Raw genomic sequence first — 25,596 nt, forward strand, 5'->3', positions numbered from 1 at the left:
GCCGTGTGACGCGGGTCAGACGCCGATGTCGCGGCCGTCCTCGCGCCACACGGAGACCACCGACGGGCGGACGATCTTCCCCGGCCCGTCGGGCCACGCGCTCGCCGGCTTCTCGACGGACGCGCCGTCGACCTCGCCCGGGTGCTGCACCGCGACGAGGACCCGGCGGCCCTGGACCAGCGGACCGCAGGTCTCGGCGCCGTTCGGCATCGTCAGGAACTGCTTGAGCTCACCGCGCCGCTCGCCGCGCGTCGCGACACCGAACAGGCCGTCGTGCGTGCCGAGCGCGTTGCCGTCCGTGGAGATCCACAGGTTGCCGTGCGGGTCGAACGCCACGTTGTCCGGGCAGGAGATCGGGCTGACCCGGTCCTTGGGGAAGCCGGCGAAGTACGTCGCCGGGTCGTTCGGGTCGCCCGCGACGAGGAAGAGCGACCAGCCGAAGGTGGTGGCCTCGGCGCGGCCCCGGTGCTCGGTCAGCTCCAGGATCTGCCCGTGCTTGTTGAGGTTGCGCGGGTTCGCCTCGTCGGCGGGCGCCTTGCCGGTCTTGCCGCGGTCCGAGTTGTTCGTCAGCGCGACGTAGACCTTGCCGGAGTGCGGGGACGGCTCGATGTCCTCGGGGCGGTCCATCTTCGTGGCGCCCACCTTGTCACCGGCGAACCGCGTGAAGAGGTAGACCTCCTCCGCCGTCATGCCGTCGACGTGCGAGACCGCGCCGTGCGGGCCCGCCGTGGCGAGCGGCAGCCACTCGCCGCCGCCGTCGAACTCGCCGTCCGCGGGCAGCTTGCCCGTGCCGTCGATCTCGGCGGCCGGGGAGTCGCCGGTCAGCCGGGCGACGTAGAGGGTGCCCTCGTCGAGGAGCGTCAGGTTGTGCTCGTGCGCGGCGCGCGAGCGGCCCTTGGCGACGCGCTTGCTGCTCACGAACTTGTAGAAGTAGTCGAACTTCTCGTCGTCGCCCATGTAGACGACCGGGCGGCCGTCGTCGGTCAGGCGCGGCTGCGCGGCCTCGTGCTTGAAGCGGCCCAGCGCGGTGCGCTTGCGGGGGGTCGACTCCGGGTCGTACGGGTCGAGTTCGACGACCCAGCCGAAGCGGTTCGCCTCGTTCGGCTCCTTGGCCAGGTCGAAGCGGTCGTCGAACCGCTCCCACTTGCGCTCGGAGGCCTCGCCGGTCACGCCGTAGCGCTTGAGGCGGGCGGCCGTGACCGGGTCGGTCACCTTCGCGGCATTCGCGAAGTACTGATTGAAGTTCTCCTCGCCGTGCAGCGTCGTGCCCCACGGGGTGGTGCCGCCCGAGCAGTTGTTGAGCGTGCCGAGGACGGTACGGCCGCGGGGGTCCGCCTTCGTCCGCACGAGCGCGCTGCCCGCGACCGGGCCCGAGAGGCGGAACTCGCTGGTGGCGGTGAGGCGGCGGTTGAGCTGGTGGCGCGTGACGGCCGACAGCCTGCCGCTGCTCCGGGACTCCTCCACGACGACGACCGACAGGCCGTGCGCCGCCCAGGCGGTCTCCACCTGCTCGCGCGTCGGGTTCTCGGGGTCGTACCCCTTGAACATCAGGATTTCGTCCGTGTACTCGTGGTTCGCGACCAGGACCTGACGGCCGTGCTCACCGCGCAGGGGGAGGAGGCTCAGAAAGTCGTTGTTGTAACCGAACTGTCCCGCCTGGGCCTTTGCGGACTGCTTGTCCGGGTCGAAGGCGGGTGCTCCCCGCAGGATGGGCTGGCCCCAGCTGATGACGACGTTCTGGGCGTGGCCCTCGGGGACCGTGACCCGGTCCGCCGTGTTCGGCGCTACGGGCGTGAACCGCAGTCCACGCGCCCCCTTCTCGCCCTTGTGCGCTACGCCTGTTGCCGCCCCCGACGGCGTGGCGGCGGCGGCCTGCGGGGCGCCCGATCCCACGACCGTTCCGGCCGTCGCGGCGGCCACGGTCACGACCGCGGCCGTGCGCAACATCGAACGGCGGCTCAGCGCACCGGCGATGACATCACCGACGTACTCGTTGGAACTGGTGTTGGGCACCTCCTGAAAACAGGCGTCCCCACAACGGAACCGGCAGGTCAACGCGGCACGGCCCCCGTTGTGCGAGCCGAGAAGCGGCAGCGTTTTACGCACTCTTTTCCTCCCCTTTACGGTCACTCCGGCGTGACGCTAGGGGCGTGGCCGAGCGAGGAGGGGGACGGTGGGTGAACGAGAGGTGAACCTGTGCCGGGCGTGCGGCAGTTGGACGCCCTTCGCCCGGGTGGGCGACCCTGCCCAAGATCACAGAACGCGGCGGCTAACCTTACGTGTCCGCCCTGGCCAGGGGTTACGGAAACCAACTCATGCGAAGGGTTGCGCACATGGGCATTCGGAATCTCCTGCGGAACGCGTTCGGAAGGCCGCGGAAGTCCTCGCGGGGTGACGAGACGGCGACCGCCGCACCCGAGGCGACGGTCCCGGCACCGTCCGGCGAGACCGCGCCGCCCGCCGAGGCAAAGGCGAAGGTGCCCGCACAGTCGACCGAGGCTACGCCCGCGCCCTCGACGCGCGAGACGGACGACCTGGTGGCCGCGGCCTTCGACAACGTAAAGGTCCCGAAGCCGTCTTCGCCGGCGGACGAGGAGGCGGCTTCGACTGCCGCCGAGCCGGTCACGGAGGCCGAGGCTGCCGCGGAGGCGGAGGCGGAACCGGTCGCGGAGCGCGCGGAGCCGGCGTCGGAGACGGAGCCTTCCGCTGCGCCCGCCGCCGAGACGGAGCCGGAAGCGGAGGCTGCCGCGGAGCCCGTCGCGGAGACCATTGCCGAGGCAGAGGTGAAGGCTGAGGCGGACACGACCCCCGAGGCCGCTGCAGAGACGGAGCCGGAAGCCGTCGCCGAGCCGGAGGCTGTCGCCGAGCCCGTCGCCGAGACGGAGCCGGAGCCGGAGGCCGAGGCTGTCTCGGAGCCCGAGGCCGTCGTCGAGCCGGAGCCCGAGGCCGTCGTCGAGCCGGAGCCCGAGGCGGTCGTCGAGACCGAAGCGGAACCGGCCGCCGCGAGCGCGGAGCCCGTGGTCGAGGCGGAGGCCGAGGCTGTCGCAGAGGCAGCGGCGGAGGCTGCCGCAGAGCCGGCCGCCGAGCCGAAGGCCGAGGCCGACGCGGCACCTGAGGCCGACGCCGAGACCAAGCCGCAGGCCGACACCAAGCCCGACACCGAGCCCGAGACCGTCACCGAGCCCGAACCGCAGGCCGAGGCCGAGCCCGTCGTCGAGCCGATCGCCGCAGCCGCGCCGGAGCCCGTCGCCGACCCCCAGCCGGACGCTGCCGCGGCCGAGCCCGTCGCCGAGCCCGAGCCGGAGGCCGTCGCCGCCCCCGAGCCGGAGGCCCCCGCTCTCCCCCTCACCCGGGTCAAGTCGCGGGCCCCCGGGCTCGCCGCTGCCTACAAGGCCGCCGGGAGTGCGCTCAAGAAGCAGGACCTCGCGGGGGTCCGGGCCACCGTCTATCTCGTGCTCGACCGGTCCGGGTCGATGCGTCCGTATTACAAGGACGGCTCCGCGCAGGCGCTCGGTGAACAGGTGCTCGCGCTGGCCGCGCACACCGACCCCGAGGCGACCGTGCACGTCGTCTTCTTCTCCACCGACATCGACGGCACCGGCGAGCTCACCCTCGAAGGGCACGAGGGCCGCGTGGACGAGCTGCACGCGTCGCTCGGCCACATGGGCCGTACCAGCTACCACCGCGCGATCGAAGAGGTCGTGGCGCACCACGAGAAGTCGCAGTCGCAGACGCCCGCCCTGGTCGTCTTCCAGACGGACGGCGCCCCGGACGCGAAGGGCCCGGCCAACCAGGCCCTCGCGGACGCGGCCCGGCACCCGCTGTTCTTCTCGTTCGTCGCGTTCGGCGAGCACGACGCCAAGGGCTTCGACTACCTGCGCAAGCTGAAGGCCCCCAACGCCGCGTTCTTCCACGCGGGCCCCACCCCGCGCGAGCTCACGGACACCGAGCTGTACGAAGGGCTGCTCGCGGACCTGCCGCAGTGGCTGGACTCGCAGCAGGCCTGACCCGCACCCCACCGCGCCCCCTGAACCGCCCCGGCGGGACAGGGGGCGCGGCCGTTCCCACGCGCCGTCCGCCCGGAATCGGGAGAAGCTGGATGAATTCCGGCACCTAGGGAAGGACCGTGCACCATGAAGGCCGCCGTAGTCACCGACTTCACCCGGCCCCTGGAGATCCAGCACCGCGTGATTCCGCGGCCGGCGGCGCACCAGGTCCTCGTCCGTATGGAGGCGAGCGGGCTGTGCCACACGGACATCCACGCCGCCGCCGGTGACTGGCCGGTCAAGCCGAACCCGCCGTTCGTCCCGGGCCACGAGGGCATCGGGATCGTGGAGGACCTGGGCGAGCGGGTCGGCCACATCAACGTCGGCGACCGGGTCGCCATCGCCTGGCTGGGCGAGGCATGCGGCCACTGCGACCACTGCGTGTCCGGTTGGGAGACGCTCTGCCTGAAGCAGCGCAACAGCGGCTACTCGGTCGACGGCTCCTTCTCGGAGTACGCGGTCGCGCACGGCGACTACGTCGTGAAGGTCCCCGACGGCCTCGACCCCCTGGACGCCGCCCCGCTGACCTGCGCGGGAGTGACGGCGTACAAGGCCGTGAAGGTGTCGGGCGCGGGCCCCGGCAAGCGCGTGCTGATCTCCGGGACCGGCGGCCTCGGCCACCTCGCGCTCCAGTACGCGCGGATCGCGGGCGCGGAGACCGTCGCCGTGGACGTCACCGAGGACAAGCTGCGCCTCGCGCACGAGCTGGGCGCCGACCATGTCATCGACGCCCGCGGCCAGGACGTCGCCGAGGCGGTGCGCAGGCTGGGCGGCGCCGATGTCGCGATCGGGCTCGCCGTCTCGAACGCGTCGCTCCGGGCGGCGTACGGCTCGCTGCGCAGGCACGGCACGCTCGTCCTGGTCGCGCTTCCGGCCGGCGGCACGCTGGAGCTGCCCGTCTTCGAGCACGTGCTCGAAGGCAAGAGCGTGATCGGTTCGATCGTCGGCACCCGGCAGGACCTCGCCGAGGTCTTCCAGCTGCACCGCCTCGGCCGTACCCGTGTCATCCGCGAGCAGCGCAGGCTCAAGGAGGTCAACGAGGCAATCGAGGACATCCTGGCGGGCCGGGTCACGGCCCGGCTGGTCTTCGACTTCCGCTAGACACCGCACAAGCGCCGTACCCGCACACGCGCCGCGCCCGTACGCGCGCCGCACCCCCAGGGCCGTCCACCCCGTAAATACCGGGAGGGGCGGCCCCTGGGTGTCGGCTAGGATTCTTTGATTCGACTGACGTACACCGTCACCGCACGCAGCGACTTGGGAGCAGCCCCCGATGGCTCGACACCTCATCACCAGCGCCCTTCCGTACATCAACGGAATCAAGCACCTGGGCAACATGGTGGGGTCCATGCTCCCGGCGGACGTGTACTCCCGGTACCTCCGCCAGCGCGGCCACGACGTCCTGTACATCTGCGCCACCGACGAGCACGGCACGCCCGCCGAGCTGGCCGCGAAGGAGCAGGGCCTGCCGGTCGCCGAGTTCTGCGGACAGGCGCACGACGTGCAGAAGGCCGTGTACGACGGCTTCGGCCTGGCCTTCGACCACTTCGGCCGCAGCTCGTCGGCACAGAACGCGGAGCTCACGCAGCACTTCGCGCGCAAGCTGAACGAGAACGGGTTCATCGAGGAGCGCGCGATCCGCCAGGTGTACTCGCCTGCCGACGGCCGCTTCCTGCCGGACCGCTACGTCGAGGGCACCTGCCCGCACTGCGGCTACGACAAGGCGCGCGGCGACCAGTGCGAGAACTGCACGCGCGTCCTCGACCCGACGGACCTGATCAACCCGCGCTCGGCGATCTCCGGCTCCACGGAGCTGGAGGTCCGCGAGACGAAGCACCTCTTCCTGCTCCAGTCGAAGCTGCAGGTCGAGGTCGAGGAGTGGATCGCGCAGACCGCGGGTGAGTGGCCGCAGCTGGCCTCCTCCATCGCCCGCAAGTGGCTGACCGAGGGCCTGCACGACCGCGCGATCACCCGTGACCTGGACTGGGGCGTCCCCGTCCCGGCCGACACGTGGCCGGAGCTGGCCGCCGAGGGCAAGGTCTTCTACGTCTGGTTCGACGCCCCGATCGAGTACATCGGCTCGACGAAGGAATGGTCCGACCAGAACCCGGCGGACCGCGACTGGAAGTCGTGGTGGTACAAGGCCGACGACGTGCGCTACACGCAGTTCATGGCCAAGGACAACGTCCCGTTCCACAGCGTCATGTTCCCCGCCACGGAGATGGGCGTGCGCGAGCCGTGGAAGAAGGTCGACTACCTCAAGTCCTTCAACTGGCTGACGTACTACGGCGGCAAGTTCTCCACGTCGCAGAAGCGCGGCATCTTCACGGACGCCGCCCTGGAGATCCTGCCGGCCGACTACTGGCGCTACTTCCTCATCGCCAACGCGCCGGAGTCCGACGACTCCTCCTTCACGTGGGAGCACTTCGCGGCCACGGTGAACAAGGACCTCGCCGACACTCTCGGCAACTTCGTGAACCGCGTCCTGTCCTTCTCCCGCAAGCGCTTCGGTGACGACGTGCCCGCGGGCAAGGAGGCCGGCGAGGCGGAGGCGAAGCTGGGTACGGAGATCGCCGCGCTGCTCGCCGAGTACGAGGCCCAGATGGAGGCCCTCCAGTTCCGCAAGGCCGCGTCCGCGCTGCGCGCCCTGTGGTCCGCGGGCAACTCCTACCTGGAGGAGAAGGCCCCCTGGCTGGAGATCAAGACCGACCCGGAGGCCGCGGCCCTCACGCTGCGCACGGCGATGAACCTCATCCACCTGTACGCGGTCGTGTCCGAGCCCTTCATCCCGGCCTCGTCGAAGGCGATGCGCGGCGCGTTCGCGCTGGCCGACGACACGGCCACGTGGGTCACCGCCGAGCAGGCCGCGGCCCTGGACACCGTCCCCGCGGGCACGGCCTTCACGGTCCCGCCGGTGCTCTTCGCGAAGATCACCGAGGAGGACCTGGAGTCCTACCGCGAGCGCTTCGGCGGCGCTCCGGAGTAAGACATTCCGCGGGAAAGGGGTGCGAGGGCTGGTCCTCGCACCCCTTTCCCGTACCCCGCTACTGGCATGTTCACGACCGCGATTAGGGTTTCGCCATGCCAGTTCCCGCAACCATCCCGATCGCCCACGAGCCGGACCACCGCACCGCCACCATCGGCCGGTACGCGGACGGCCAGTTCCTGGCCACGGTGACCTACGCCTTCCCCGAGGGCTACCGCCCCGACGACGGCTGGGAAGAGCACAAGCGGCTCTACGCGGTGCTCCACACGTTCGACGCCTCGGGCGGGTACCGCGACTCGGAGATCTGGTGCGCGGGGACCTGGGCCGAGGGGGCCGAACTCGCCCAGGCCCACGCCCACCTGGACAAACTCCTGGCAGCCCTGCCCGGCCGCACCTACGGCGACATCGCCGTCCGCCCGTTCCGGCTCGCCGTGGACCGCGTGCTGTTCGCCCTGATCGCCGAGGACGACGACGAGGGCGGCTGGGCCGAGCTCTACCCGGACCGCCTCGGCTTCGGCGAACCGTGGGACGGCCGGTACGACACCTGAGCGCGGCCCGCGGCGGCGCCCGTCAGGAAGCCGCCGACGCGGAAGCGCCCGGCTGCGTGTCCGTGCTGTCGTGCGTCTCGTCGGGTGCCACGGCCATCGTGATCGACCCGATGACGCCCCTCGCGATGCGCCCCTTGCCGTACGTCAGCTTCAGCAGGCCGCCCGTCGTGCCGCTCTGGTCGTAGATCGTGTCCTCGGTCAGCGTCGTGCGCTCGGTCGTGCTCGTCGAGTAAGGCGCGACCTTCCCGGAGGCGATGACCGCGGCCTCCTCGAAGAAGAACTGACCGGTGTGGCAGGTGTGGCCGCCCTCGTAGCCGGCGTCGGTCCACTTGCCGTCCACATGGACCTTGGTGTGGATGTGCACGGCACGGCCCCGGTACCAGCCGGGAAAGACCGTCCTGAACTCGACGCCGCCGTGCTGGTCCGTCTTCCAGGTGCCCCGCAGATAACGCTCGTCGTCGGTGGGCTCCTCGTGCCCGCCGCCACCGCCGCCCCCGGGCGGGGCGCCCGTCGGGGTGCCGGACGGCTGGTCGGTCGGGGCGCCGCTCGGGGGCGTGCCACCGCCACCGGTGGAGAGGGACTCGTACCCGGAGTAGATCCCGAGCGCGTCGCAGTGCCAGATGTCGACCGCCGCGTTCCGCAGGGGCTTGCAGGTCTCGGCGTCGATCACCTTGAGGCGGAGGACCAGCGGGATGCCCTCCTTGTCCTCCGTGATGTCGCGGCGGAGCTTGTCCGCGTCGATGTAGTACGGGCCCTCGGTGGTCTCCGAGGTGAGCCGGTAGCAGGACTCCGCCTCGGACTTCCTGTCGGCGGTGTCCGTCTCCCCGGCGAACGCGTTGGCGGCGAGGGAGCCCCCGACGCCGACGGCCGCCACGGCGGCTCCGCCCGCGAGGATGACCTTCCGGCGGGTCATGTCACGTTTGTGCGCTGGTCCCTGAGTCTCTGTCATGGGAAGCGAAGCTAGGACCGCTACCTGTCAGGGCCATGAGGATGCGCTGTGAGTCCGCACAGCGAAGGGGCCGGAACCGATCAACGGTTCCGGCCCCTTCGGAGACTGGCGGGCGTTACTTCTTCTCGGCCACCGGCTTGCGGAGCTGGATGTTCAGCTCGCGCAGGCGCGTCTCGTCGAGCTCCGTGGGCGCGCCCATCATCAGGTCCTGTGCGTTGCCGTTGAGCGGGAACGCGATGGTCTCGCGGATGTTCGGCTCGTCGGCGAGGAGCATGACGATGCGGTCGACGCCGGGGGCGATCCCGCCGTGCGGCGGGGCGCCGAAGCGGAACGCGCGGAGCATGCCCGCGAACTGCTCCTCGACGGTGTCACGGTCGTAGCCCGCGATCTCGAAGGCCTTGAGCATGATCTCGGGCTCGTGGTTCCGGATCGCGCCGGAGGACAGCTCCACGCCGTTGCAGACGATGTCGTACTGCCAGCCCAGGATGTCCAGCGGGTCCTTGGTCTCCAGGGCCTCGAGGCCGCCCTGCGGCATGGAGAACGGGTTGTGCGAGAAGTCGATCTTCCCGGTGTCCTCGTCCTTCTCGTACATCGGGAAGTCGACGATCCAGCAGAAGCGGAAGACGCCCTCCTCGAAGTGCCCGGCGCGCTTGGCGGCCTCGACACGGACGGCGCCCATGATCTTGGAGACCTCGTCGAACTCGCCCGCGCCGAAGAAGACGGCGTGGCCGGCCTTCAGGCCGAGGCGCTCGGTGAGGACCTTGACGTTCTCGTCCGTGAGGAACTTCGCGATCGGGCCCGTGAGGGACCCGTCCTCGGCGACGCGGACCCAGGCGAGGCCCTTCGCGCCCTGCTCGACCGCGTAGTCACCGAGGCCGTCGAAGAACTTGCGGGACTGCGAAGCGGTGTCCGGGACGGGCAGCGCGCGCACGTGCTTCCCGGCGAACGCCTTGAACTCGGAGCCCTCGAACACGTCCGAGATGTCGACCAGTTCGAGCTGGGCGCGCAGGTCCGGCTTGTCCGAGCCGTACTTGAGCATCGACTCGCGGAACGGGATCCGCGGGAACGGGGACGTGACGTGGCGGCCGCCGCCGAACTCCTCGAAGAGCTCGGTCATGAGCTTCTCGATCGGCTGGAAGACGTCCTCCTGCTCGACGAAGGACATCTCCACGTCGAGCTGGTAGAACTCGCCCGGCGAACGGTCGGCGCGGGCGTCCTCGTCGCGGAAGCAGGGCGCGATCTGGAAGTAGCGGTCGAAGCCCGAGATCATCAGCAGCTGCTTGAACTGCTGCGGGGCCTGCGGCAGCGCGTAGAACTTGCCGGGGTTCAGGCGCGAGGGGACGACGAAGTCGCGGGCGCCCTCCGGGGAGGTGGCGCTGAGGATCGGCGTCGCCAGCTCGTTGAAGCCGAGGGCCACCATCTTGGAGCGGATGGAGGCGATGACGGACGAGCGCAGCATGATGTTGCGGTGCATGCGCTCGCGGCGCAGGTCGAGGAAGCGGTACTCCAGGCGCCGCTCCTCGTTCACCCCGTCGTCCGCGTTGATCGTGAACGGGATCTGCTGGGCGGCACCGAGCACCTCGACCTCGGCGGCCTCGATCTCGATCTCGCCCGTGGGCAGCTCGGAGTTGACGTTGTCGGCGCCGCGCGAGACGACCTTGCCGTCGACGCGGACGACCGTCTCCTTGGTCAGCTTGTCGAGGACCTCGGCGGCGGCGGTGCCGGGGCGGGCGACGAGCTGCGTGATCCCGTAGTGGTCGCGCAGATCGATGAAGAGGATGCCGCCCAGGTCGCGCCGATTGTGCAGCCAGCCGCTCAGCCGGACGTCGGATCCGACGTCAGAGGCGCGGAGCTCGCCGCAGGTGTGGGACCTGTACCGATGCATCGTCGTTCATCCAGTCTTTGCGATTGGGGATTGGCCGGGCATGCCCGAAACCCCAGGGTACCGGCCGCCCCATGATCGCTCTGCGAATAGTCTCGGTGGCCGTCCTCGATCACCTCTTCCTAGAGTGGGGCCATGCGCACTGGTGACCCCCTGCCGCCCGTGGGGGACGTTCTCGCCGCCCTCGACACCGGTGTGTGGCGGTGGGACAACCGGGCCGGGCTGGTCACCTTCGACGCGGAGGCCGCCCGGCTGCTCGGCCTGCCCGAATGCCCGGTGACGCTGACGGAGGCCGCCGTACGGTCCCGCTTCCACCCCGTCGACTGGAACGAGATCGACGGCGTCGTCCAGCTCGCCGTCGCCGAGGGCACCCTCGCCGAGGCCCGGCTGAGGATCATGGACGATCAGGGCGTGGTCATCAGGACCGTACGCAGCCGTTCCAAGCCGATCGTGCACGGCGACCCGCACGCGTTCGAGCTGATCGGCACGCTCCAGGAGGTCAGCGAGCCCACGCCCGGGTCCGCCGCGCTCACCCCCGTGACCGGCGACTGGCGGCGCTCCCGTGAGGCGTTCCTGCTGGACGCCGGGCGGGCGCTCGCCGAGGCGGGGTCCACCGAGGAGGTCCTGCGGGTCGCGGCCGGGCTCTCCATGCCGGGGTTCTCGCCGGACGGACTCGCCGTCTTCGGCGTCGGCGGCGACCGGCTCACGGTCATCGGGCACCACGGGCAGGCGCCGGGCGAGGAGGAGCCCTTCACGGACATGCCCCTGGACACCGACTATCCGGCCGCCGAGGTGGTGCGCACCGGCCGCGCCGTCTATCTGTCGTCGCCCGAGCAGTACCGCCTGCGCTACCAGGCCGCCTGGCCGCTGGCCCAGCGCTTCCAGCGGCAGTCCTGGGCGTTCCTGCCGCTCATCGTCGCCGGCCGCACCATCGGCACCTGGATGGCGGCGTTCACCTACCCGGTGTCCTTCACGCCCGACGAGCGCTCCGTCCTGACGACGGTGGCGCGGATGCTGGCACAGGCCCTGTCGCGCGCCGGGATCACCGAGTCGGAGCGGGAGCTGACGGACGGGCTCCAGCGCTCGATGCTGCCGACGCTCGGCCCCGATATCCCGGGGATGAGCGTCGCCGCCCGCTATGTCCCGACCGGCGGCGGCCTCCAGGTCGGCGGCGACTGGTACGACATGATCCCGCTGCCGACCGGGCGCATCGCGCTCGTCATCGGCGATGTGCAGGGGCACGACGTGCGGGCCGCGGGCCTGATGGGGCAGCTGCGGATCGCGCTGCGTGCCTACGCGTCCGAGGGGCACCGCCCGGACGCCGTCCTCTCCCGCGCCTCGCGCTTCCTGTACGGGGTCACCGACTCCATCACGTACGGCTCCACGGGCGGTCCCGGCAAGGACGTCGAGAAGGGCTCGGAGGCGGGCGACCCGCGCTTCGCGACCTGTCTGTACGTGGAGGCCGACCCGAAGACGGGAAACCTGGAGATCGCCCGCGCGGGCCATCCCGACCCCGCGATACGCATGACCGACGGGACGGTCCTGGTGCGGCCCACCGCGGGCGGGCTGCCCCTCGGCGTCGACCCGGATGCCGACTACCCCACGACCCGGCTCACCCTCGAAGCCGGCGACACCCTGCTGATCTGCACCGACGGCCTCATCGAAACGGGCGGCCACGACCTCGAAACCGGCTGGGCGCGCATCCGCGGCATCCTCGAGGAGCACGGGGACCAGCCCACCGACCCCGACCGCCTGGAGGACCTCGCCGACGCGCTCGTACGGGCCGTGCACGGCCCCTCCTCGCACTACACGACGGGCCCGCTCGCCGACCGGCGCGAGGACGACATAGCCGTGCTGCTCCTCGCCAGGACGGGCCTGCCCGAGGCGCCCGTGCCCGCGCGCCGATCCGCGATGACCGTCGCCCAGGCCGAGCCGGAGCGGGTCGCCGCCGCCCGCCAGCAACTGCGCGAGCTGCTGCACGACTGGAGCGACGAGGACCAGGTCGACTCGGCGGTCCTGATGGTCTCGGAGATGCTCACCAACGTCCTCGTCCACACGGACGGCGACGCACTGCTGGTCGCCGAGGTCACCGGCGGGCCCGCGCGGCGGCTGCGCGCCGAGGTCGCCGACGCCAGCGACGACCTGCCGCACAAGCGCCACCCCGGCGAGCTCGCCTCGTCCGGGCGCGGCCTCGTCCTGATGGAGCTGCTCGCCGACCGCTGGGGCGTGGACCCGAGGGGCGAGGGCAAGAGCACCTGGTTCGAGCTCTACGAGCCCTCGGCCGGCGTTTCACGTGAACCCCCCGACGGCGCCGACGGCCCCTCGCCTGCGGAGTAGCGCTCGCGCAGCTCCCCGATCACCCCGAACGCGGCCGCCGTCACCGGCACCGCGAGCAGCATCCCGAGAATGCCCGCGACGGAGGCGCCCGCCGTGATCGCCAGCATCACCATCGCGGGATGCATCTGCACGGTGCGGGACTGGATCATCGGCTGAAGGATGTGGCCCTCCAGCTGCTGCACGGCCAGGATGACGCCGAGCGCCCACAGAGCGGTCACCCAGCCCCGGTCGGCGAGTGCCACCAGGACGGCCACCGCCCCGGAGATCGTCGCCCCGAGGTAAGGGATGTACGCGGTGACGAAGACCAGGGAACCGAGCCCGACCGCGCCGGGCACCCGCAGGATGAGCAGGCCGACGGTGATGCAGACCGAGTCGATGAGCGCGATCAGCGTGGTCCCGCGCATGAAGCCCTCGACTGCCTGGAAGGCGCGCCGCCCCATCGCCTCCAGGGTTTCCCCGGCACGGCCGGGCGCGAGGCTGTGCGCGAGGCCCGCGGCCCGGTCGGAGTCCTTGAGGAAGAAGAACGTGAGCAGGAGGGCGAGAACGCTGGTCGTGAGGAGCGAGCCGAGGACGGAGAGCCCGGCGATCACCCCGCTCGCGGCGCTGGCGCCCCACTTGGACAGCAGGTTCTTGAGGCTGCCGGCCGCGGACCCGAGGTCGTCGGCCGCGGTGATCCCGAAGTGGCTCTTGATCCAGCTGCCGGCCTCCCGCACCGAGTCGACGATCTGGTCGCCGGTGTCGATGAGGGTCTTGACGACGATGTAGCCGGCGCCGCCGACGACGGCGACGAGGGCGACGCAGGTGAGGGCGGCGGCGAGCGCCCGGTTGACCCTCCTGCGCATCAGCCAGCCGTGCACCGGCCCGAGCAGGGCCGTGCCGAGCAGGGCGAGCAGCAGGGGTGTGACGGCCGTCTTGAAGACGATGCACAGCCAGATGGCAACGGCCGCCACTCCGGTGACGAGCAGCGCCAGGGCGCACCAGGCGGCGGTGGTGCGGGCTGGTTCGGGAAGAAGCGGCTTACCTGTACCTGTGTGCACCCTCACAGGGCATCACGCGCGCGTGGCCCCGACCTTCCGGGCGGGGCCACGCGAGTGACGGACCATCAGATACCGCTTACGTGTGCGGGATCCGCTCTCCCGGGATGACCCCGAGGCGGCCCGCCTGGAAGTCCTCGAACGCCTGCTGGAGTTCGTCGCGGGTGTTCATGACGAACGGACCGTAGTGCGCCATCGGCTCCCGGATCGGGCGGCCGCCCAGGAGGACGACCTCGAGGTCCGGGGTGTGGGAGTCCTGCGTCTCGTCCGCGCGGACGGTCAGCGAGGAGCCCGCGCCGAAGACGGCGGTCTGGCCCATGCGGACCGGCCTGCGGTCGGCGCCGACGGTGCCGCGGCCGGCGAGGACGTACGCGAGGCCGTTGAACTCCTCGCGCCACGGCAGCGTCAGCTCGGCGCCGGGGCGGACGGTCGCGTGGACCATCGTGATCGGCGTGTGCGTGATGCCGGGGCCGTCGTGGCCGTCGAGCTCACCCGCGATGACGCGCAGCAGGGCGCCGCCGTCGGCGGTGGTGAGGAGCTTGACCTGGCCGCCGCGGATGTCCTGGTAGCGGGGGTCCTTCATCTTGTCGGCGGCCGGGAGGTTCACCCACAGCTGGAGGCCGTGGAAGAGCCCGCCGGACATGACGAGCGCCTCCGGCGGCGCCTCGATGTGCAGGAGGCCCGAGCCGGCCGTCATCCACTGGGTGTCGCCGTTGGTGATGGTGCCGCCACCACCGTTGGAGTCCTGGTGAATGAAGGTGCCGTCGATGATGTAGGTGACGGTCTCGAAGCCGCGGTGCGGGTGCCAGGGCGTGCCCTTGGGCTCTCCCGGCGCGTACTCCACCTCACCCATCTGGTCCATCATGATGAACGGGTCGAGGTACTTGTAGTTGATCCCGGCGAACGCTCGGCGCACCGGGAACCCCTCGCCCTCGAATCCGGTGGGCGCGGTCGTCACGGCCAGCACGGGGCGGGCCACGGCGTCGGCGGGCGCGGCCACACGGGGCAGGGTCAGCGGGTTTTCGACGGTCACTGCAGGCATGTCGGGACCTCCTTGTGCTCCGAGTTTAGTTGAACGTAGAACTTTCTGCCACCCGGAACGCCGAACGCCCGGAGGGAATTCCCTCCGGGCGTTCGGGTGCCTGCTCGTGCGACGGCGGCCGGCCGTACATGCGGCGGCGTCTAGCCATACATGCGGCGCATCGCGAAGTCGACCATCTGCTCGACCGCCTTGGCGTCGAAGACCATCCGGTGTTCGCCCTCCATGTCGAGGACGAAGCCGTACCCGGTCGGGAGCAGGTCGATCACCTCGGCGCCGGTGATCACGAAGTACTTGGACTCCTTGCCCGCGTACCTGCGCAGCTCCTTGAGGGAGGTGAACATCGGGATGACCGGCTGCTGGGTGTTGTGCAGCGCGAGGAAGCCGGGGTTGTCGCCACGCGGGCAGTAGACCTTCGACGTCGCGAAGATCTGCTGGAAGTCCTCGGCGGACATCGAGCCCGTGGTGAAGGCGCGGACCGCGTCCGCCAGCGACGGAGGCGACGGCTCCGGATACAGCGGCGGCGCCTGCTGGCCGTACCCGCCCTGCATGCCCTGCTGCGGCGGCGCGTACTGCTGCCCGGGTCCCGCGGTCTGGTCGTAGCCGTACATGGGGGCCAGACTACCGAGGCGGGGCCGGAGCGCGGGCGCCGTTAGACCCTGCTCACATTGGCGGATCAGGGGTTGCGTCTTATTACCGACGGGTAGCATCATCGTAGGCACTTGCTACTTGCGAGTAGTGCGTGTTTACGAATATCCCGCTTCCAGCCAAACGGAGCCGTCGCCATGGGGCACTACAAGTCGAATCTCCGCGACATCGAGTTCAACCTCTTCGAGGTGCTCGGGCGCGACAAGCTGTACGGCACCGGCCCGTTCGCGGAGATGGACGTCGACACCGCCAAGAGCATCCTCGACGAGGTCGCCCGCCTCGCCGAGAACGAGCTGGCCGAGTCCTTCACGGACGCCGACCGCAACCCGCCGGTCTTCGACCCGGAGACCAACACCGCCCCGGTACCGGCGAGCTTCAAGAAGTCGTACCAGGCCTTCATGGACTCCGAGTACTGGCGCCTCGGCCTGCCCGAGGAGATCGGCGGCACCACCTCGCCGCGCTCCCTGATCTGGGCCTACGCGGAGCTGCTGCTCGGCTCCAACCCCGCGATCTGGATGTACTCCTCCGGCCCGGCGTTCGCCGGCATCCTCTTCGAGGAGGGCAATGAGGCGCAGAAGAAGGTCGCCGAGATCGCCGTCGAGAAGCAGTGGGGCTCGACGATGGTCCTGACCGAGCCGGACGCCGGTTCGGACGTGGGCGCTGGCCGCACCAAGGCCGTCCAGCAGGAGGACGGCTCCTGGCACATCGAGGGCGTGAAGCGCTTCATCACCTCCGGTGAGCACGACATGTCGGAGAACATCCTCCACTACGTGCTCGCGCGCCCCGAGGGCCACGGCCCCGGCACCAAGGGCCTCTCCCTCTTCCTGGTCCCGAAGTTCCACTTCGACTGGGAGACCGGCGAGCTGGGCGAGCGCAACGGCGTCTACGCGACGAACGTCGAGCACAAGATGGGCCTCAAGGCGTCCAACACGTGCGAGATGACGTTCGGCGACCAGCACCCCGCCAAGGGCTGGCTCATCGGCGACAAGCACGACGGCATCCGCCAGATGTTCCGCATCATCGAGTTCGCCCGCATGATGGTCGGCACGAAGGCGATCTCCACGCTGTCGACGGGCTACCTGAACGCGCTCGAGTACGCCAAGGAGCGCGTCCAGGGCCCCGACCTGGCCCAGTTCATGGACAAGACGGCCCCCAAGGTCACCATCACGCACCACCCGGACGTGCGCCGCTCGCTCATGACGCAGAAGGCGTACGCGGAGGGCATGCGCGCGCTCGTGCTGCACACCGCCGCCGTCCAGGACGACATCGCGGTCAAGGAGGCCGCGGGCGAGGACGCGTCGCAGCTCCACGCCCTCAACGACCTCCTCCTGCCGATCGTGAAGGGCTACGGCTCGGAGAAGGCCTACGAGCAGCTGGCGCAGTCGCTCCAGACGTTCGGCGGCTCGGGTTACCTCCAGGAGTACCCGATCGAGCAGTACATCCGCGACGCCAAGATCGACACCCTCTACGAGGGCACCACCGCGATCCAGGGCCAGGACTTCTTCTTCCGGAAGATCGTCCGCAACCAGGGCGCCGCGCTGAACCAGCTGGCCGAGGAGATCAAGAAGTTCCTCGCGGTCGGCACCGGCGGCGAGGCCCTCGCCCCGGCCCGCGAGGCGCTCGCCAAGGCGGCCGTCGAGCTGGAGGCCATCGTCGGCGTCATGCTGACCGACCTCGCGGCCACCGAGCAGGACACCAAGAACATCTACAAGGTGGGCCTCAACACCACCCGCCTGCTGCTCGCCTCCGGCGACGTGGTCGTCGGCTTCCTGCTGCTGCGCGGCGCGGCCGTCGCCGCCGAGAAGCTGGAGACCGCCTCCGCCAAGGACGTGGCCTTCTACCAGGGCAAGATCGCCGCCGCGAAGTTCTTCGCCGCGAACGTCCTGCCGGGCGTCGGCCTCGAGCGCCACCTGGCCGAGAAGGTCGAGCTGGACCTGATGGAGCTGGACGAGGCGGCGTTCTAGCCTCCGGCCTGCCGGCAGTCATCGGCGCCGCCACCCGAACACTTCGGGTGGCGGCGCTGTCGTCCCGAGATCGGCCAGGCGCCCCACCGCACCCGTGCGGACCCCCGCGCGCCGGGACGGAGGCTCGTTAGGCTGGCCCGCATGAGCAACCCCTCCCGCTTCGACCGCGGTCACACCGACGACCTCATGTCCTTCCTCGCGGCCAGCCCCTCGCCGTACCACGCCGTCGCGAACGCCGCCGCGCGCCTGGAGAAGGCCGGATTCCGCCAGGTCGCGGAGACCGACGCGTGGGACGGGACGACGGGCGGCAAGTACGTGACGCGCGGCGGCGCGATCGTGGCCTGGTACGTGCCCGAAGGCGCCGCGCCGCACACCCCCTTCCGCATCGTCGGCGCGCACACCGACTCCCCGAACCTGCGCGTCAAGCCGCTGCCCGACATGGGCTCGCAGGGCTGGCGGCAGGTCGCCGTCGAGATCTACGGCGGACCGCTCCTCAACTCCTGGCTCGACCGCGACCTCGGCCTGGCCGGCCGGCTCACCCTGCGTGGGGGCACCTCCCAGGCTTTCGGCCCTGGGGGAGGCTCGACCCGGCTCGTGAACGTCGACCGCGCCCTCCTGCGCGTGCCGCAGCTCGCCATCCACATGGACCGCTCCGTCCACACCGACGGCCTCAAGCTCGACAAGCAGAAGCACATGCAGCCCATCTGGGGCCTCGGCAACGACGTCCACGAGGGAGACCTGATCCGGTTCCTGGAGGAGGAGCACGGGATCGCCGAGGGCGACGTCACCGGCTGGGACCTGATGACGCACCCCATCGAGGCGCCCTCCTACCTCGGCCGCGACAAGGAGCTCGTCGCCGGACCCCGCATGGACAACCTCCTGTCCGTGCACGCCGGAACGGCCGCACTCGCCGCCGCGTCGGCCTCGGACGACCTCCCCTTCATCCCGGTCCTCGCCGCGTTCGACCACGAGGAGAACGGCTCGCAGTCCGACACCGGCGCCGACGGCCCGCTGCTCGGCGGCGTCCTGGAGCGTTCGGTGTTCGCGCGCGGAGGATCGTACGAGGACAAGGCCCGCGCCTTCGCCGGGACGGTGTGCCTGTCGTCCGACACCGGGCACGCCGTGCACCCCAACTACGCCGAGCGCCACGACCCCACCCACCACCCGCGCGCCGGCGGCGGCCCCATCCTCAAGGTCAACGTCAACAACCGCTACGCCACCGACGGTTCGGGCCGCGCCGTGTTCGCCGCCGCGTGCGAGAAGGCCGGCGTGCCCTTCCAGTCGTTCGTCTCCAACAACGCCATGCCCTGCGGCACCACGATCGGCCCGATCACGGCGGCCCGCCACGGCATCAAGACCGTCGACATCGGCGTGGCCATCCTCTCCATGCACAGCGTCCGCGAACTGTGCGCCGCCGACGACCCGTTCCTCCTCGCCAACGCGCTGGTGGCGTTCCTGGAGGGCTGAGCGGGCGCCCCTCGGGACCAGCTTTTGAACCTGTCCATGGAGTACCTGTCCGGCGTACGATCGCCGCTGTACGCACGCCTCTTCAGGCGCAGCAGCGCCTGAGCCGTGCCTTCGGTCCTGTGGGGGGACTCCTTGAACAGTCTCAGCAACCGCTCGCGCCTGCCCGGAAAAAGAGCGCGGCTGGAAGTGCTGGCCTGCGCCTCCGTCATCGTCGGGGTGGCACTCGGACCCGTGCCGGCGGCACACGCCGACACGGGTGTCGCGCCCGAGCTCGTCTACGCGACCGACCACGGCCCGTCCAGCGGGATCGTCGCCGTGTCCGCGCAGTCGGACAGCGCCATCACCTCGATCACGGCACATCTGTACGCCGCCGACGCGCCCGCCGGCGCCCCGGAGGTCGCCACCATCGACTCCTTCCGGCAGGACTCCGGCACCGACCACCAGGGCGTCTGGCTCGCCTCCGAAGCCGTGCACCTCGCCGACCTCGGTACGTATCGCATCGTGGTCGACCTGACCGACGCCGACGGCGACACCTCGCACACGGAGAGCCGCAACCAGTTCTGGTACGTACGCACGATCGACCTGCAGGACTACCAGGTCTCGCCCATGCAGCCCGACTACAGCCACCAGAACGTCTCGGTCAGCGGCCGCTACACGGTCCTCGACCCGCGCACCGGCGAGACTACGGCAGCCGTGGACAAGCCCGTGGTGATCCACACTCCCGAGGCCTCCGAACTCACGGTGGCCACGGACTCCGAGGGGAAGTTCGCCGGTTCGTTCACGCTCACCCAGGAGTACGGCGGCCTCGTCAGCACCTGGCTCCAGAGGGTGGACAACGCCTACCAGGTCACCGACGACGGCGACAACGCGTACGTCACGCCCGCCACCGCGGACACCCGGATGACCCTCGACAGCACCGAACTGGGCGTCAAGGAAGGCCAGTCGGCGACGATTTCCGGCCGCGCCGAGGTATACACGCAGGGCAGTTGGCAACCGCTCACGGGCGCCAGGGTCGACGCGGTGTGGCAGAGCGACAACGGCAGCGCCGCCACTCGGCCGGTGACCGACGCCCAGGGCCACTTCTCCGGCAAGATCCTGATGCCGCGCACGGGAACGGTCGAGGTACAGACCGCGAGGGGCACCTACCTCAAGGCCAGCCCGACCGCGCAGGTCAAGGTGCACGTCGCCCGAAAGACGTCGATCAGCGACTTCTCCGCATCGCTGAACAAGTACTCCCAGCTCACAGCCAAGGGCCGCCTCCACACGAGCAGCAGCATCCCGGGCGACGCGGACAACCGGGTCCAGCTCCAGTACTCGGCCGACGGCACGACCGGCTGGACCACCCTGAAGACCGTCACACCCGGATCCGGCGACCCCGAGGCGGGCGCCCCCTTCAAGGGCACCTTCGACGCGCCCTACAAGGGCTACTACCGGGCCTACTTCAAGGGCAGCGCAGAATGGCAGCCCTCCTTCAGCCCCGTCCTCTACGTCAAGCGCACCAAGACCCGCATCATTGACGGCAACGCCTCACCGGAGCCGGTCGCCAAGGGGCGCACCATCACCGTAAAGGGCAAGCTCCAGAAGTACACGTCGTCCGCCTGGCACTCCTACGGCAGCCAGACGGTGAAGATCCTCTTCCGGCCCAAGGGGTCGACCACCTGGTACGACATGGGCAACACCACGACCCGCTCCGACGGCACCTTCAGCCGGGGCTACACCGCCCAGAGGGACGGCACATGGGTCGCGGAGCTGCTCTACCCGGACAGCACCCACCTGGCGAGCGCGGGCCGCGAGGACTACGTCGACGTGACGTGACCCCTCGGAAGGGCCACGTCACGTGCCCTGGGGCGCTACCCCTCGTCCATCCCCGCCAGCACCAGCGGCAGGCGCTGGGCGGCGCCCTCGACGAGACGGACCGGGACACCCCAGTCCTGCTGGTGGACGTGGCACGCGGGGTACTCGTTGGCGGGGTCGTCGTCGCAGGACGCGGCCATGGCCGAGACGTGCAGGACGCCCTCCGGGACCTCGGGGTTGAGGGTGAGGGTGCGGGCCAGGTCCGTGTCCGCGCCCTCGCCGGCCAGCAGCAGCTCCGGCGGGGTCGACGAGACCAGCAGGCGCGTCGAGGGCCCGTACCGGGTGTCGAGCTTCTGGCCCGCCGGCGCCTGGAAGATCACGTCCAACTGGAGCTTCCCCGCCGCGACTTCGGTCGCCGCGCGCTGCGTCCGGTGCGCGACCGACTCGACCCGCACGGCCTCCTCGGGAAGCCGAAGCCGCGTCAGCCGGTGCCGCGCCGACTCGACGACGACGATGTCCGCGGAGTCCCCGCCCACGAGCACCGCGTCGCTGGGCTCCCGCAGATCCGTCGCCAGCGTGGTCACCTCGCCGCTCGCCGGGTCGTAGCGGCGCAGGGCGTGGTTGTACGTGTCCGAGACGGCGACCGAACCGTCCGGCAGGGCGGTCACGCCCAACGGGTGCTGGAACAGCGCCTGTCCGGCGGCGCCGTCCCGGTGCCCGAAGTCGAAGAGACCCGTACCGACCGCCGTGTGCACGGTGCCGTCCAGGTCGACATACCGCAGCGCGGACGTCTCCGAGTCGGCGAGCCAGAGCCGGTCACCGGCGGCCGCGAGCCCCGACGGCTGCGCGAACCAGGCCTCGGCGCCTGGCCCGTCGACAAGGCCCTCGTTCGTCGTGCCCGCCGCGACCTCGACGGTCCCCGTCTCCGGGTCGTACGTCCACAGCTGGTGCAGACCCGCCATGGCGATCCACACCTTGCCGCCGAACAGCGCGACGTCCCACGGAGAGGACAGGGACACCTCGCGGGCCGGGCCCGAGGTCGGCGAGCCCTGCATCCATTGGCGTCCGGTCCCGGCGAGCGTCGTGACCTCACCGGTCGCCGGGTCGAGACGGCGCAGCGCGTGGTTCACCGTGTCGGCGACGACGACGGACCCGTCGTCGATGAGGGCGAGCCCCTGCGGCTCGCTGAACCGCGCGATGTCCGACGCCCCGTCGGCGAAACCGCGCTCACCGTCGCCGATCCGCCGTACGACGCTCTCGCCGTCCTCGGCCAGCTCGACGAGCTGATGCCGGGTCGTGTCGGAGACCAGGAAGTTCCCGGACGGCAGCACGAGCGCCTTGCCGGGGAAGCGCAGATCCGTCGCGACCGGCTCGGGGGCGACATACGGCCCGTCGCCGCGGCGCAGCGTCCCCTTCGCGCCGTGCTCCGCCTCCAGCTGCTCGACCAGCTTCTCGATGGCGTGGGCGTGCCCCTCACCGGCGTGCTGCGCGACGACGTACCCCTCGGGGTCGATCACCGCGAGCGTGGGCCAGGCCCGCACGGCGTACTGCTTCCAGGTCGCGAGCTCGGGGTCGTCGAGGACGGGGTGCTCGACGTTGTACCGCTCGACGGCGTCGACCACGGCGGAGTGCTCGGCCTCGTGCACGAACTTCGGGGAGTGCACCCCGACGATCACGACGGTGTCCCGGTGCTTCTCCTCGAGCTCACGCAGCTCGTCGAGGACATGCAGACAATTCACACAACAAAATGTCCAAAAATCAACAATTACGATGCGTCCCCGCAGGTCAGCCAGGGTGTATTGCTTACCGCCCGTATTGAGCCAGCCGCCCTTGCCGATGAGTTCGGGGGCACGGACACGGGCGCGACGGGGTGCGGGGTCGACATCGTTCATGGGTCAAGGGTGCCACTGAGCGAGCGCATGCCCCGTAGTGGCATCCACGTGATCGGGGACCTCGTCGTGGTGGTCCCCGACGGTGGGGGTGCCGGTGGGCTCCAGGAGGAGGATCGAGGCGCCCTTCGGGGAGCGCGGCTTGTGCCACGTACCGCGCGGGACCGTGAAGACCGAGCCCCGGGGCAGGACGACATCGCGCTCGCCCTGTGGCCCGCGCAGGGCGATGATCAGCTCGCCGTCCACCACCAGGAAGAACTCGTCCGTGTCGTCGTGCACGTGCCAGACGTGGTCCCCCTCGACCTTCGCGACGCGGACGTCGTAGTCATTGACGCGGGTGACGATGCGGGGGCTCCACAGGGCGTCGAAGGAGGCCAGGGCCTCGTCGAGGGCGATCGGCGTGTTCTCGCGAGTGGTCATACGCCGATCCTGCGCCCGGCGCCGATCCACGGCGAGTGCTAGAAATCGCATATGGCGAAAGAATCCTCGCAGCGTCCCTCGTCGCAGGACGCGCCCCACCGCCCTCCACATCACCCTCTACACCGCCCGCCGCACCGCGTCGTGGTGATCGTCGACGAGAACTCCAACCCCTTCGAGCTGTCCTGCGCCATCGAGGTCTTCGGCCTGCGCCGGCCCGAACTCGGCCGTGAGCTGTACGACTTCCAGCTGTGCTCGCCGCAGACGAGGACGGAGATGCGGGACGGGTTCTTCACGCTGACCGACGTGGCCGGACTGGACGCGGCCGAGTCCGCGGACACGCTGATCGTGCCCAACCGGCCCGACACCGACGTGCCCCGGCGGCCCGCCGTCCTCGACGCCGTGCGCCGGGCGCACGCGCGGGGCGCACGGCTCATCGGATTCTGCTCCGGCGCGTTCACCATCGCCGAGGCCGGGCTCCTCGACGGGCGGCGGGCGGCCTGCCACTGGATGTGGGCGGACTCCTTCCGCGCCCGCTTCCCCGCGGTGCGCCTCGAACCCGACGTGCTGTTCGTCGACGACGGCGACATCCTCACCGCGTCCGGCAGCGCGTCCGCGCTCGACCTCGGGCTGCACGTCGTACGGCGTGACCACGGCGCCGAGATCGCCAACGCGGTGTCGCGGCGGCTCGTGTTCGCCGCCCACCGGGACGGCGGCCAGCGGCAGTTCGTGGAACGGCCCGTGCCCGCGGTACCGGACGAGTCTCTGGCGCCGCTGCTCGCATGGGCACAGGAGCGCGTCGGTGAACCGCTGAGCGTGGCGGACCTCGCCGCACACGCCGCCGTCAGCCCCGCCACCCTGCACCGCCGCTTCCGCGCCGAACTCGGCACCACCCCACTGGCCTGGCTCACCGGCGAACGGGTCGCCCTCGCCTGCCGCCTCATCGAACGCGGCGAGGAACGCCTCGACGTGGTCGCCGCCCGCAGCGGCCTGGGCACCGCCGCGAACCTGCGCGCCCGTCTCCGCCGGGAAACGGGCCTGAGCCCGTCGTCGTACCGGAGGCGGTTCGGCCGGGGGCCCGCGCTGCCGCACCCCGGGACCGCATCCCGGTAGCCGCCGCGGGGCCCCGGCGGCGCGTCTGCGGGCGGAGCGGGTGGCGCGTGGCCGACGCTTGGCAGCTATGACGGACGACAGTGCACGAGGCGGCCCCACCGGCAAGCTGACCAGGGTCGTGCGGTGGGGCGCCGGGCGGGCGGCCGAACTGCGCGAACGGCTGCCGTTCATCACCAGCCTGACCCGGCAGATGGTCGACGTGAGCCTCCTGGACTCCTCGACCCGGCTCGCCGCACAGGCCTTTCTGACGGCGATCCCGGTGTTCATCGCCGTCGCCGCGTTCGCCCCGCCGTCCGTACGCAACCAGCTCATCGACTCGGCCACCTACGCGCTCGGGCTCTCCGGGGCGTCCCTCGACCAGGTCCGGCTGGCGTTCGGGACGACCGACGACCCCACGCGCGAGACCTCCGGGACCGTAGGCGTCCTCGTCACGCTGGTGTCGGCGACCGCGTGCAGCCGCGCCCTGCAACGCGTGTGCGAGCGCTCCTGGCACCTGCCCCCGGCGGGCCTGCGCCTCATCGCGTGGCGGTGGGTGGTGTGGCTCCTGGTGTGGCTGGCCGCCCTCGTGGTTCAAGGGCTGGTGCGCGACGGGTTCGGAGCGGGTGCCTGGCTCGGCCTGCCCCTGTCGTGCGTGTCGAGCATCCTGCTGTGGTGGTGGACGCAGCATCTGCTGCTCGGCAGCCGGGTGGCGTGGCTCCCCCTGCTGCCGGGCGCCGTCCTGACCGGCATCGGCGCGGTCGTCCTGGCCTGGGCGTCGCGCTTCTACATGCCGCGCACGCTGAACCGTTCCCTGGCCGCCTTCGGCCCTCTCGGCATGGTGTTCACCGTGCTGTCGTGGCTCATCGTGCTGTTCACGGTCGTCTGCGTGGGGATCGCCACCGGATACGTCCTCGCCCATGAACGGCCCCTCGCCCGCCGCCTCGGAACACCGCCGCCCGGGTGAGCGGGGAGAGTCCTTACGCGCGGGCCGGGCACCCTTCGACGTATGAGATACGAAGTTCGGGAGCGGCTCTTCGCGGTGGGCGAGGACTACTGGATCGAGGACGAGCAGGGCCACAAGGCCTTCCTCGTCGACGGCAAGGCGATGCGCCTGCGGGACACCTTCGAGCTGAAGGGGCCCGACGGGCGGGTGCTCATCGACATCCACGAGAAGATGTTCGCCCTGCGGGACACGATGGTCATCGAGCGCGGCGACGAAGCCCTCGCCAAGATCAGGCGCAAGCGCCTGTCGCTGCTACGGAACCACTACCGGGTCGAACTGATCGACGGCACCGAACTCGACGTCAGCGGAAAGATCCTGGACCGCGAGTTCGTCGTCGAGTACGACGGCGAGATGCTCGCCCACATCTCCCGCCGCTGGCTACGGGTCCGCGACACCTACGGCGTCGACGTCATCCGCGAGGACGCGGACCCGGCGCTGATCATCGCCGTCGCGGTGTGCGTGATCCACCTGGCGGAGAAGGAGCGTGGGGACGGCTGACGG

Annotated in this window: 19 protein-coding genes; 11 read left to right on the top strand and 8 right to left on the bottom strand. The window is 70.8% G+C overall.

The genetic code is table 11. The features are described from left to right. Positions 1 to 15 precede the first annotated feature (15 nt). A complete protein-coding gene (locus ACWIGU_RS09835; RefSeq protein WP_454399214.1) occupies positions 16 to 2,106 on the bottom strand; it encodes a PhoX family protein in 2,091 nt (696 codons plus the stop codon). A gap of 227 nt (positions 2,107 to 2,333) precedes the next feature. Between ACWIGU_RS09835 and ACWIGU_RS09840 the strand changes: the two genes are divergently transcribed. The 4 genes from ACWIGU_RS09840 (at position 2,334) to ACWIGU_RS09855 (ending at position 7,580) form a co-directional block, all read left to right on the top strand. After that, complete coding sequence (locus ACWIGU_RS09840; RefSeq protein WP_454399216.1) at positions 2,334 to 4,007, top strand: VWA domain-containing protein; 1,674 nt, start codon at positions 2,334 to 2,336, stop codon at positions 4,005 to 4,007. 126 nt (positions 4,008 to 4,133) lie between these two features. Beyond that, entirely contained in the window at positions 4,134 to 5,147 is a 1,014-nt protein-coding gene (adhP, locus tag ACWIGU_RS09845) for an alcohol dehydrogenase AdhP (protein ID WP_454399218.1), read from the top strand. Between the two features lie 172 nt (positions 5,148 to 5,319). Next, a complete protein-coding gene (gene metG / locus ACWIGU_RS09850; RefSeq protein ID WP_454399220.1) occupies positions 5,320 to 7,032 on the top strand; it encodes a methionine--tRNA ligase in 1,713 nt (570 codons plus the stop codon). Between the two features lie 95 nt (positions 7,033 to 7,127). Continuing rightward, the gene (locus ACWIGU_RS09855; protein ID WP_454399222.1) at positions 7,128 to 7,580 is read left to right on the top strand and encodes a hypothetical protein; all 453 of its coding nucleotides are present in this window, start codon (positions 7,128 to 7,130) and stop codon (positions 7,578 to 7,580) included. Between the two features lie 22 nt (positions 7,581 to 7,602). On the opposite strand, the gene ACWIGU_RS09860 is transcribed toward ACWIGU_RS09855, so the two are convergent. After that, positions 7,603 to 8,529: an intradiol ring-cleavage dioxygenase gene (locus ACWIGU_RS09860; protein WP_454399224.1), complete on the bottom strand. Its 927-nt coding sequence runs from the start codon at positions 8,527 to 8,529 to the stop codon at positions 7,603 to 7,605. Between the two features lie 115 nt (positions 8,530 to 8,644). Then, complete coding sequence (aspS, locus tag ACWIGU_RS09865; RefSeq protein ID WP_454399226.1) at positions 8,645 to 10,414, bottom strand: aspartate--tRNA ligase; 1,770 nt, start codon at positions 10,412 to 10,414, stop codon at positions 8,645 to 8,647. A gap of 132 nt (positions 10,415 to 10,546) precedes the next feature. Here aspS and ACWIGU_RS09870 point away from each other — a divergent pair, with 132 nt between their 5' ends. Next, on the top strand, positions 10,547 to 12,748 hold the full coding sequence (locus ACWIGU_RS09870) for an ATP-binding SpoIIE family protein phosphatase (RefSeq protein ID WP_454399228.1): 2,202 nt from the start codon (positions 10,547 to 10,549) through the stop codon (positions 12,746 to 12,748). Here ACWIGU_RS09870 and ACWIGU_RS09875 read toward each other — a convergent pair. The 3 genes from ACWIGU_RS09875 to ACWIGU_RS09885 form a co-directional block, all read right to left on the bottom strand. After that, positions 12,679 to 13,785 (bottom strand): AI-2E family transporter, encoded by a 1,107-nt coding sequence (locus ACWIGU_RS09875; protein WP_454399230.1) that lies wholly within the window; start codon positions 13,783 to 13,785, stop codon positions 12,679 to 12,681. The genes ACWIGU_RS09870 and ACWIGU_RS09875 overlap by 70 nt on opposite strands. Positions 13,786 to 13,861: 76 nt before the next feature. Continuing rightward, entirely contained in the window at positions 13,862 to 14,824 is a 963-nt protein-coding gene (locus ACWIGU_RS09880) for a pirin family protein (protein ID WP_454399232.1), read from the bottom strand. A 140-nt stretch (positions 14,825 to 14,964) separates the two neighbouring features. Beyond that, a complete protein-coding gene (locus ACWIGU_RS09885) occupies positions 14,965 to 15,432 on the bottom strand; it encodes an SseB family protein (protein ID WP_100596474.1) in 468 nt (155 codons plus the stop codon). Positions 15,433 to 15,606: 174 nt separating this feature from the next. Between ACWIGU_RS09885 and ACWIGU_RS09890 the strand changes: the two genes are divergently transcribed. The 3 genes from ACWIGU_RS09890 to ACWIGU_RS09900 all read left to right on the top strand — a co-directional run bounded on the left by ACWIGU_RS09890 (position 15,607) and on the right by ACWIGU_RS09900 (position 20,715). After that, positions 15,607 to 17,433, top strand: coding sequence for an acyl-CoA dehydrogenase (locus ACWIGU_RS09890; RefSeq protein ID WP_454399234.1), 1,827 nt, complete (start codon positions 15,607 to 15,609; stop codon positions 17,431 to 17,433). 141 nt (positions 17,434 to 17,574) lie between these two features. Beyond that, the gene (locus ACWIGU_RS09895) at positions 17,575 to 18,900 is read left to right on the top strand and encodes a M18 family aminopeptidase (RefSeq protein WP_454399236.1); all 1,326 of its coding nucleotides are present in this window, start codon (positions 17,575 to 17,577) and stop codon (positions 18,898 to 18,900) included. Positions 18,901 to 19,032: 132 nt separating this feature from the next. After that, positions 19,033 to 20,715 (top strand): hypothetical protein, encoded by a 1,683-nt coding sequence (locus tag ACWIGU_RS09900; protein ID WP_454399238.1) that lies wholly within the window; start codon positions 19,033 to 19,035, stop codon positions 20,713 to 20,715. A gap of 35 nt (positions 20,716 to 20,750) precedes the next feature. Here ACWIGU_RS09900 and ACWIGU_RS09905 read toward each other — a convergent pair whose 3' ends face one another. Together ACWIGU_RS09905 and ACWIGU_RS09910 are read right to left on the bottom strand one after the other, a co-directional pair. Beyond that, positions 20,751 to 22,586, bottom strand: coding sequence for an NHL domain-containing thioredoxin family protein (locus ACWIGU_RS09905; protein WP_454399240.1), 1,836 nt, complete (start codon positions 22,584 to 22,586; stop codon positions 20,751 to 20,753). A gap of 3 nt (positions 22,587 to 22,589) precedes the next feature. Next, positions 22,590 to 23,003, bottom strand: coding sequence for a cupin domain-containing protein (locus ACWIGU_RS09910; RefSeq protein ID WP_454399242.1), 414 nt, complete (start codon positions 23,001 to 23,003; stop codon positions 22,590 to 22,592). A 51-nt stretch (positions 23,004 to 23,054) separates the two neighbouring features. Between ACWIGU_RS09910 and ACWIGU_RS09915 the strand changes: the two genes are divergently transcribed. The 3 genes from ACWIGU_RS09915 to ACWIGU_RS09925 all read left to right on the top strand — a co-directional run bounded on the left by ACWIGU_RS09915 (position 23,055) and on the right by ACWIGU_RS09925 (position 25,593). Next, positions 23,055 to 24,113 (top strand): GlxA family transcriptional regulator, encoded by a 1,059-nt coding sequence (locus tag ACWIGU_RS09915; protein WP_454399244.1) that lies wholly within the window; start codon positions 23,055 to 23,057, stop codon positions 24,111 to 24,113. A 67-nt stretch (positions 24,114 to 24,180) separates the two neighbouring features. Then, positions 24,181 to 25,056, top strand: coding sequence for a YhjD/YihY/BrkB family envelope integrity protein (locus tag ACWIGU_RS09920; protein ID WP_454399246.1), 876 nt, complete (start codon positions 24,181 to 24,183; stop codon positions 25,054 to 25,056). Positions 25,057 to 25,098: 42 nt separating this feature from the next. After that, the gene (locus ACWIGU_RS09925; protein WP_454399248.1) at positions 25,099 to 25,593 is read left to right on the top strand and encodes an LURP-one-related/scramblase family protein; all 495 of its coding nucleotides are present in this window, start codon (positions 25,099 to 25,101) and stop codon (positions 25,591 to 25,593) included. Positions 25,594 to 25,596 lie beyond the last annotated feature (3 nt).

This window comes from Streptomyces sp. NPDC055400 (assembly GCF_053644375.1).

Excerpts from the sequence above, each read along its gene's own strand:
- ACWIGU_RS09855 (WP_454399222.1), top strand. The coding sequence starts at position 7,128 with ATGCCAGTTCCCGCAACCATCCCGATCGCCCACGAGCCGGACCACCGC.
- ACWIGU_RS09860 (WP_454399224.1), bottom strand. The coding sequence starts at position 8,529 with ATGACAGAGACTCAGGGACCAGCGCACAAACGTGACATGACCCGCCGG.
- ACWIGU_RS09885 (WP_100596474.1), bottom strand. The coding sequence starts at position 15,432 with ATGTACGGCTACGACCAGACCGCGGGACCCGGGCAGCAGTACGCGCCG.
- ACWIGU_RS09870 (WP_454399228.1), top strand. The coding sequence starts at position 10,547 with ATGCGCACTGGTGACCCCCTGCCGCCCGTGGGGGACGTTCTCGCCGCC.
- ACWIGU_RS09895 (WP_454399236.1), top strand. The coding sequence starts at position 17,575 with ATGAGCAACCCCTCCCGCTTCGACCGCGGTCACACCGACGACCTCATG.
- ACWIGU_RS09890 (WP_454399234.1), top strand. The coding sequence starts at position 15,607 with ATGGGGCACTACAAGTCGAATCTCCGCGACATCGAGTTCAACCTCTTC.
- adhP (WP_454399218.1), top strand. The coding sequence starts at position 4,134 with ATGAAGGCCGCCGTAGTCACCGACTTCACCCGGCCCCTGGAGATCCAG.
- ACWIGU_RS09910 (WP_454399242.1), bottom strand. The coding sequence starts at position 23,003 with ATGACCACTCGCGAGAACACGCCGATCGCCCTCGACGAGGCCCTGGCC.
- ACWIGU_RS09915 (WP_454399244.1), top strand. The coding sequence starts at position 23,055 with ATGGCGAAAGAATCCTCGCAGCGTCCCTCGTCGCAGGACGCGCCCCAC.
- ACWIGU_RS09920 (WP_454399246.1), top strand. The coding sequence starts at position 24,181 with ATGACGGACGACAGTGCACGAGGCGGCCCCACCGGCAAGCTGACCAGG.
- metG (WP_454399220.1), top strand. The coding sequence starts at position 5,320 with ATGGCTCGACACCTCATCACCAGCGCCCTTCCGTACATCAACGGAATC.
- ACWIGU_RS09880 (WP_454399232.1), bottom strand. The coding sequence starts at position 14,824 with ATGCCTGCAGTGACCGTCGAAAACCCGCTGACCCTGCCCCGTGTGGCC.
- ACWIGU_RS09925 (WP_454399248.1), top strand. The coding sequence starts at position 25,099 with ATGAGATACGAAGTTCGGGAGCGGCTCTTCGCGGTGGGCGAGGACTAC.
- ACWIGU_RS09840 (WP_454399216.1), top strand. The coding sequence starts at position 2,334 with ATGGGCATTCGGAATCTCCTGCGGAACGCGTTCGGAAGGCCGCGGAAG.
- aspS (WP_454399226.1), bottom strand. The coding sequence starts at position 10,414 with ATGCATCGGTACAGGTCCCACACCTGCGGCGAGCTCCGCGCCTCTGAC.
- ACWIGU_RS09905 (WP_454399240.1), bottom strand. The coding sequence starts at position 22,586 with ATGAACGATGTCGACCCCGCACCCCGTCGCGCCCGTGTCCGTGCCCCC.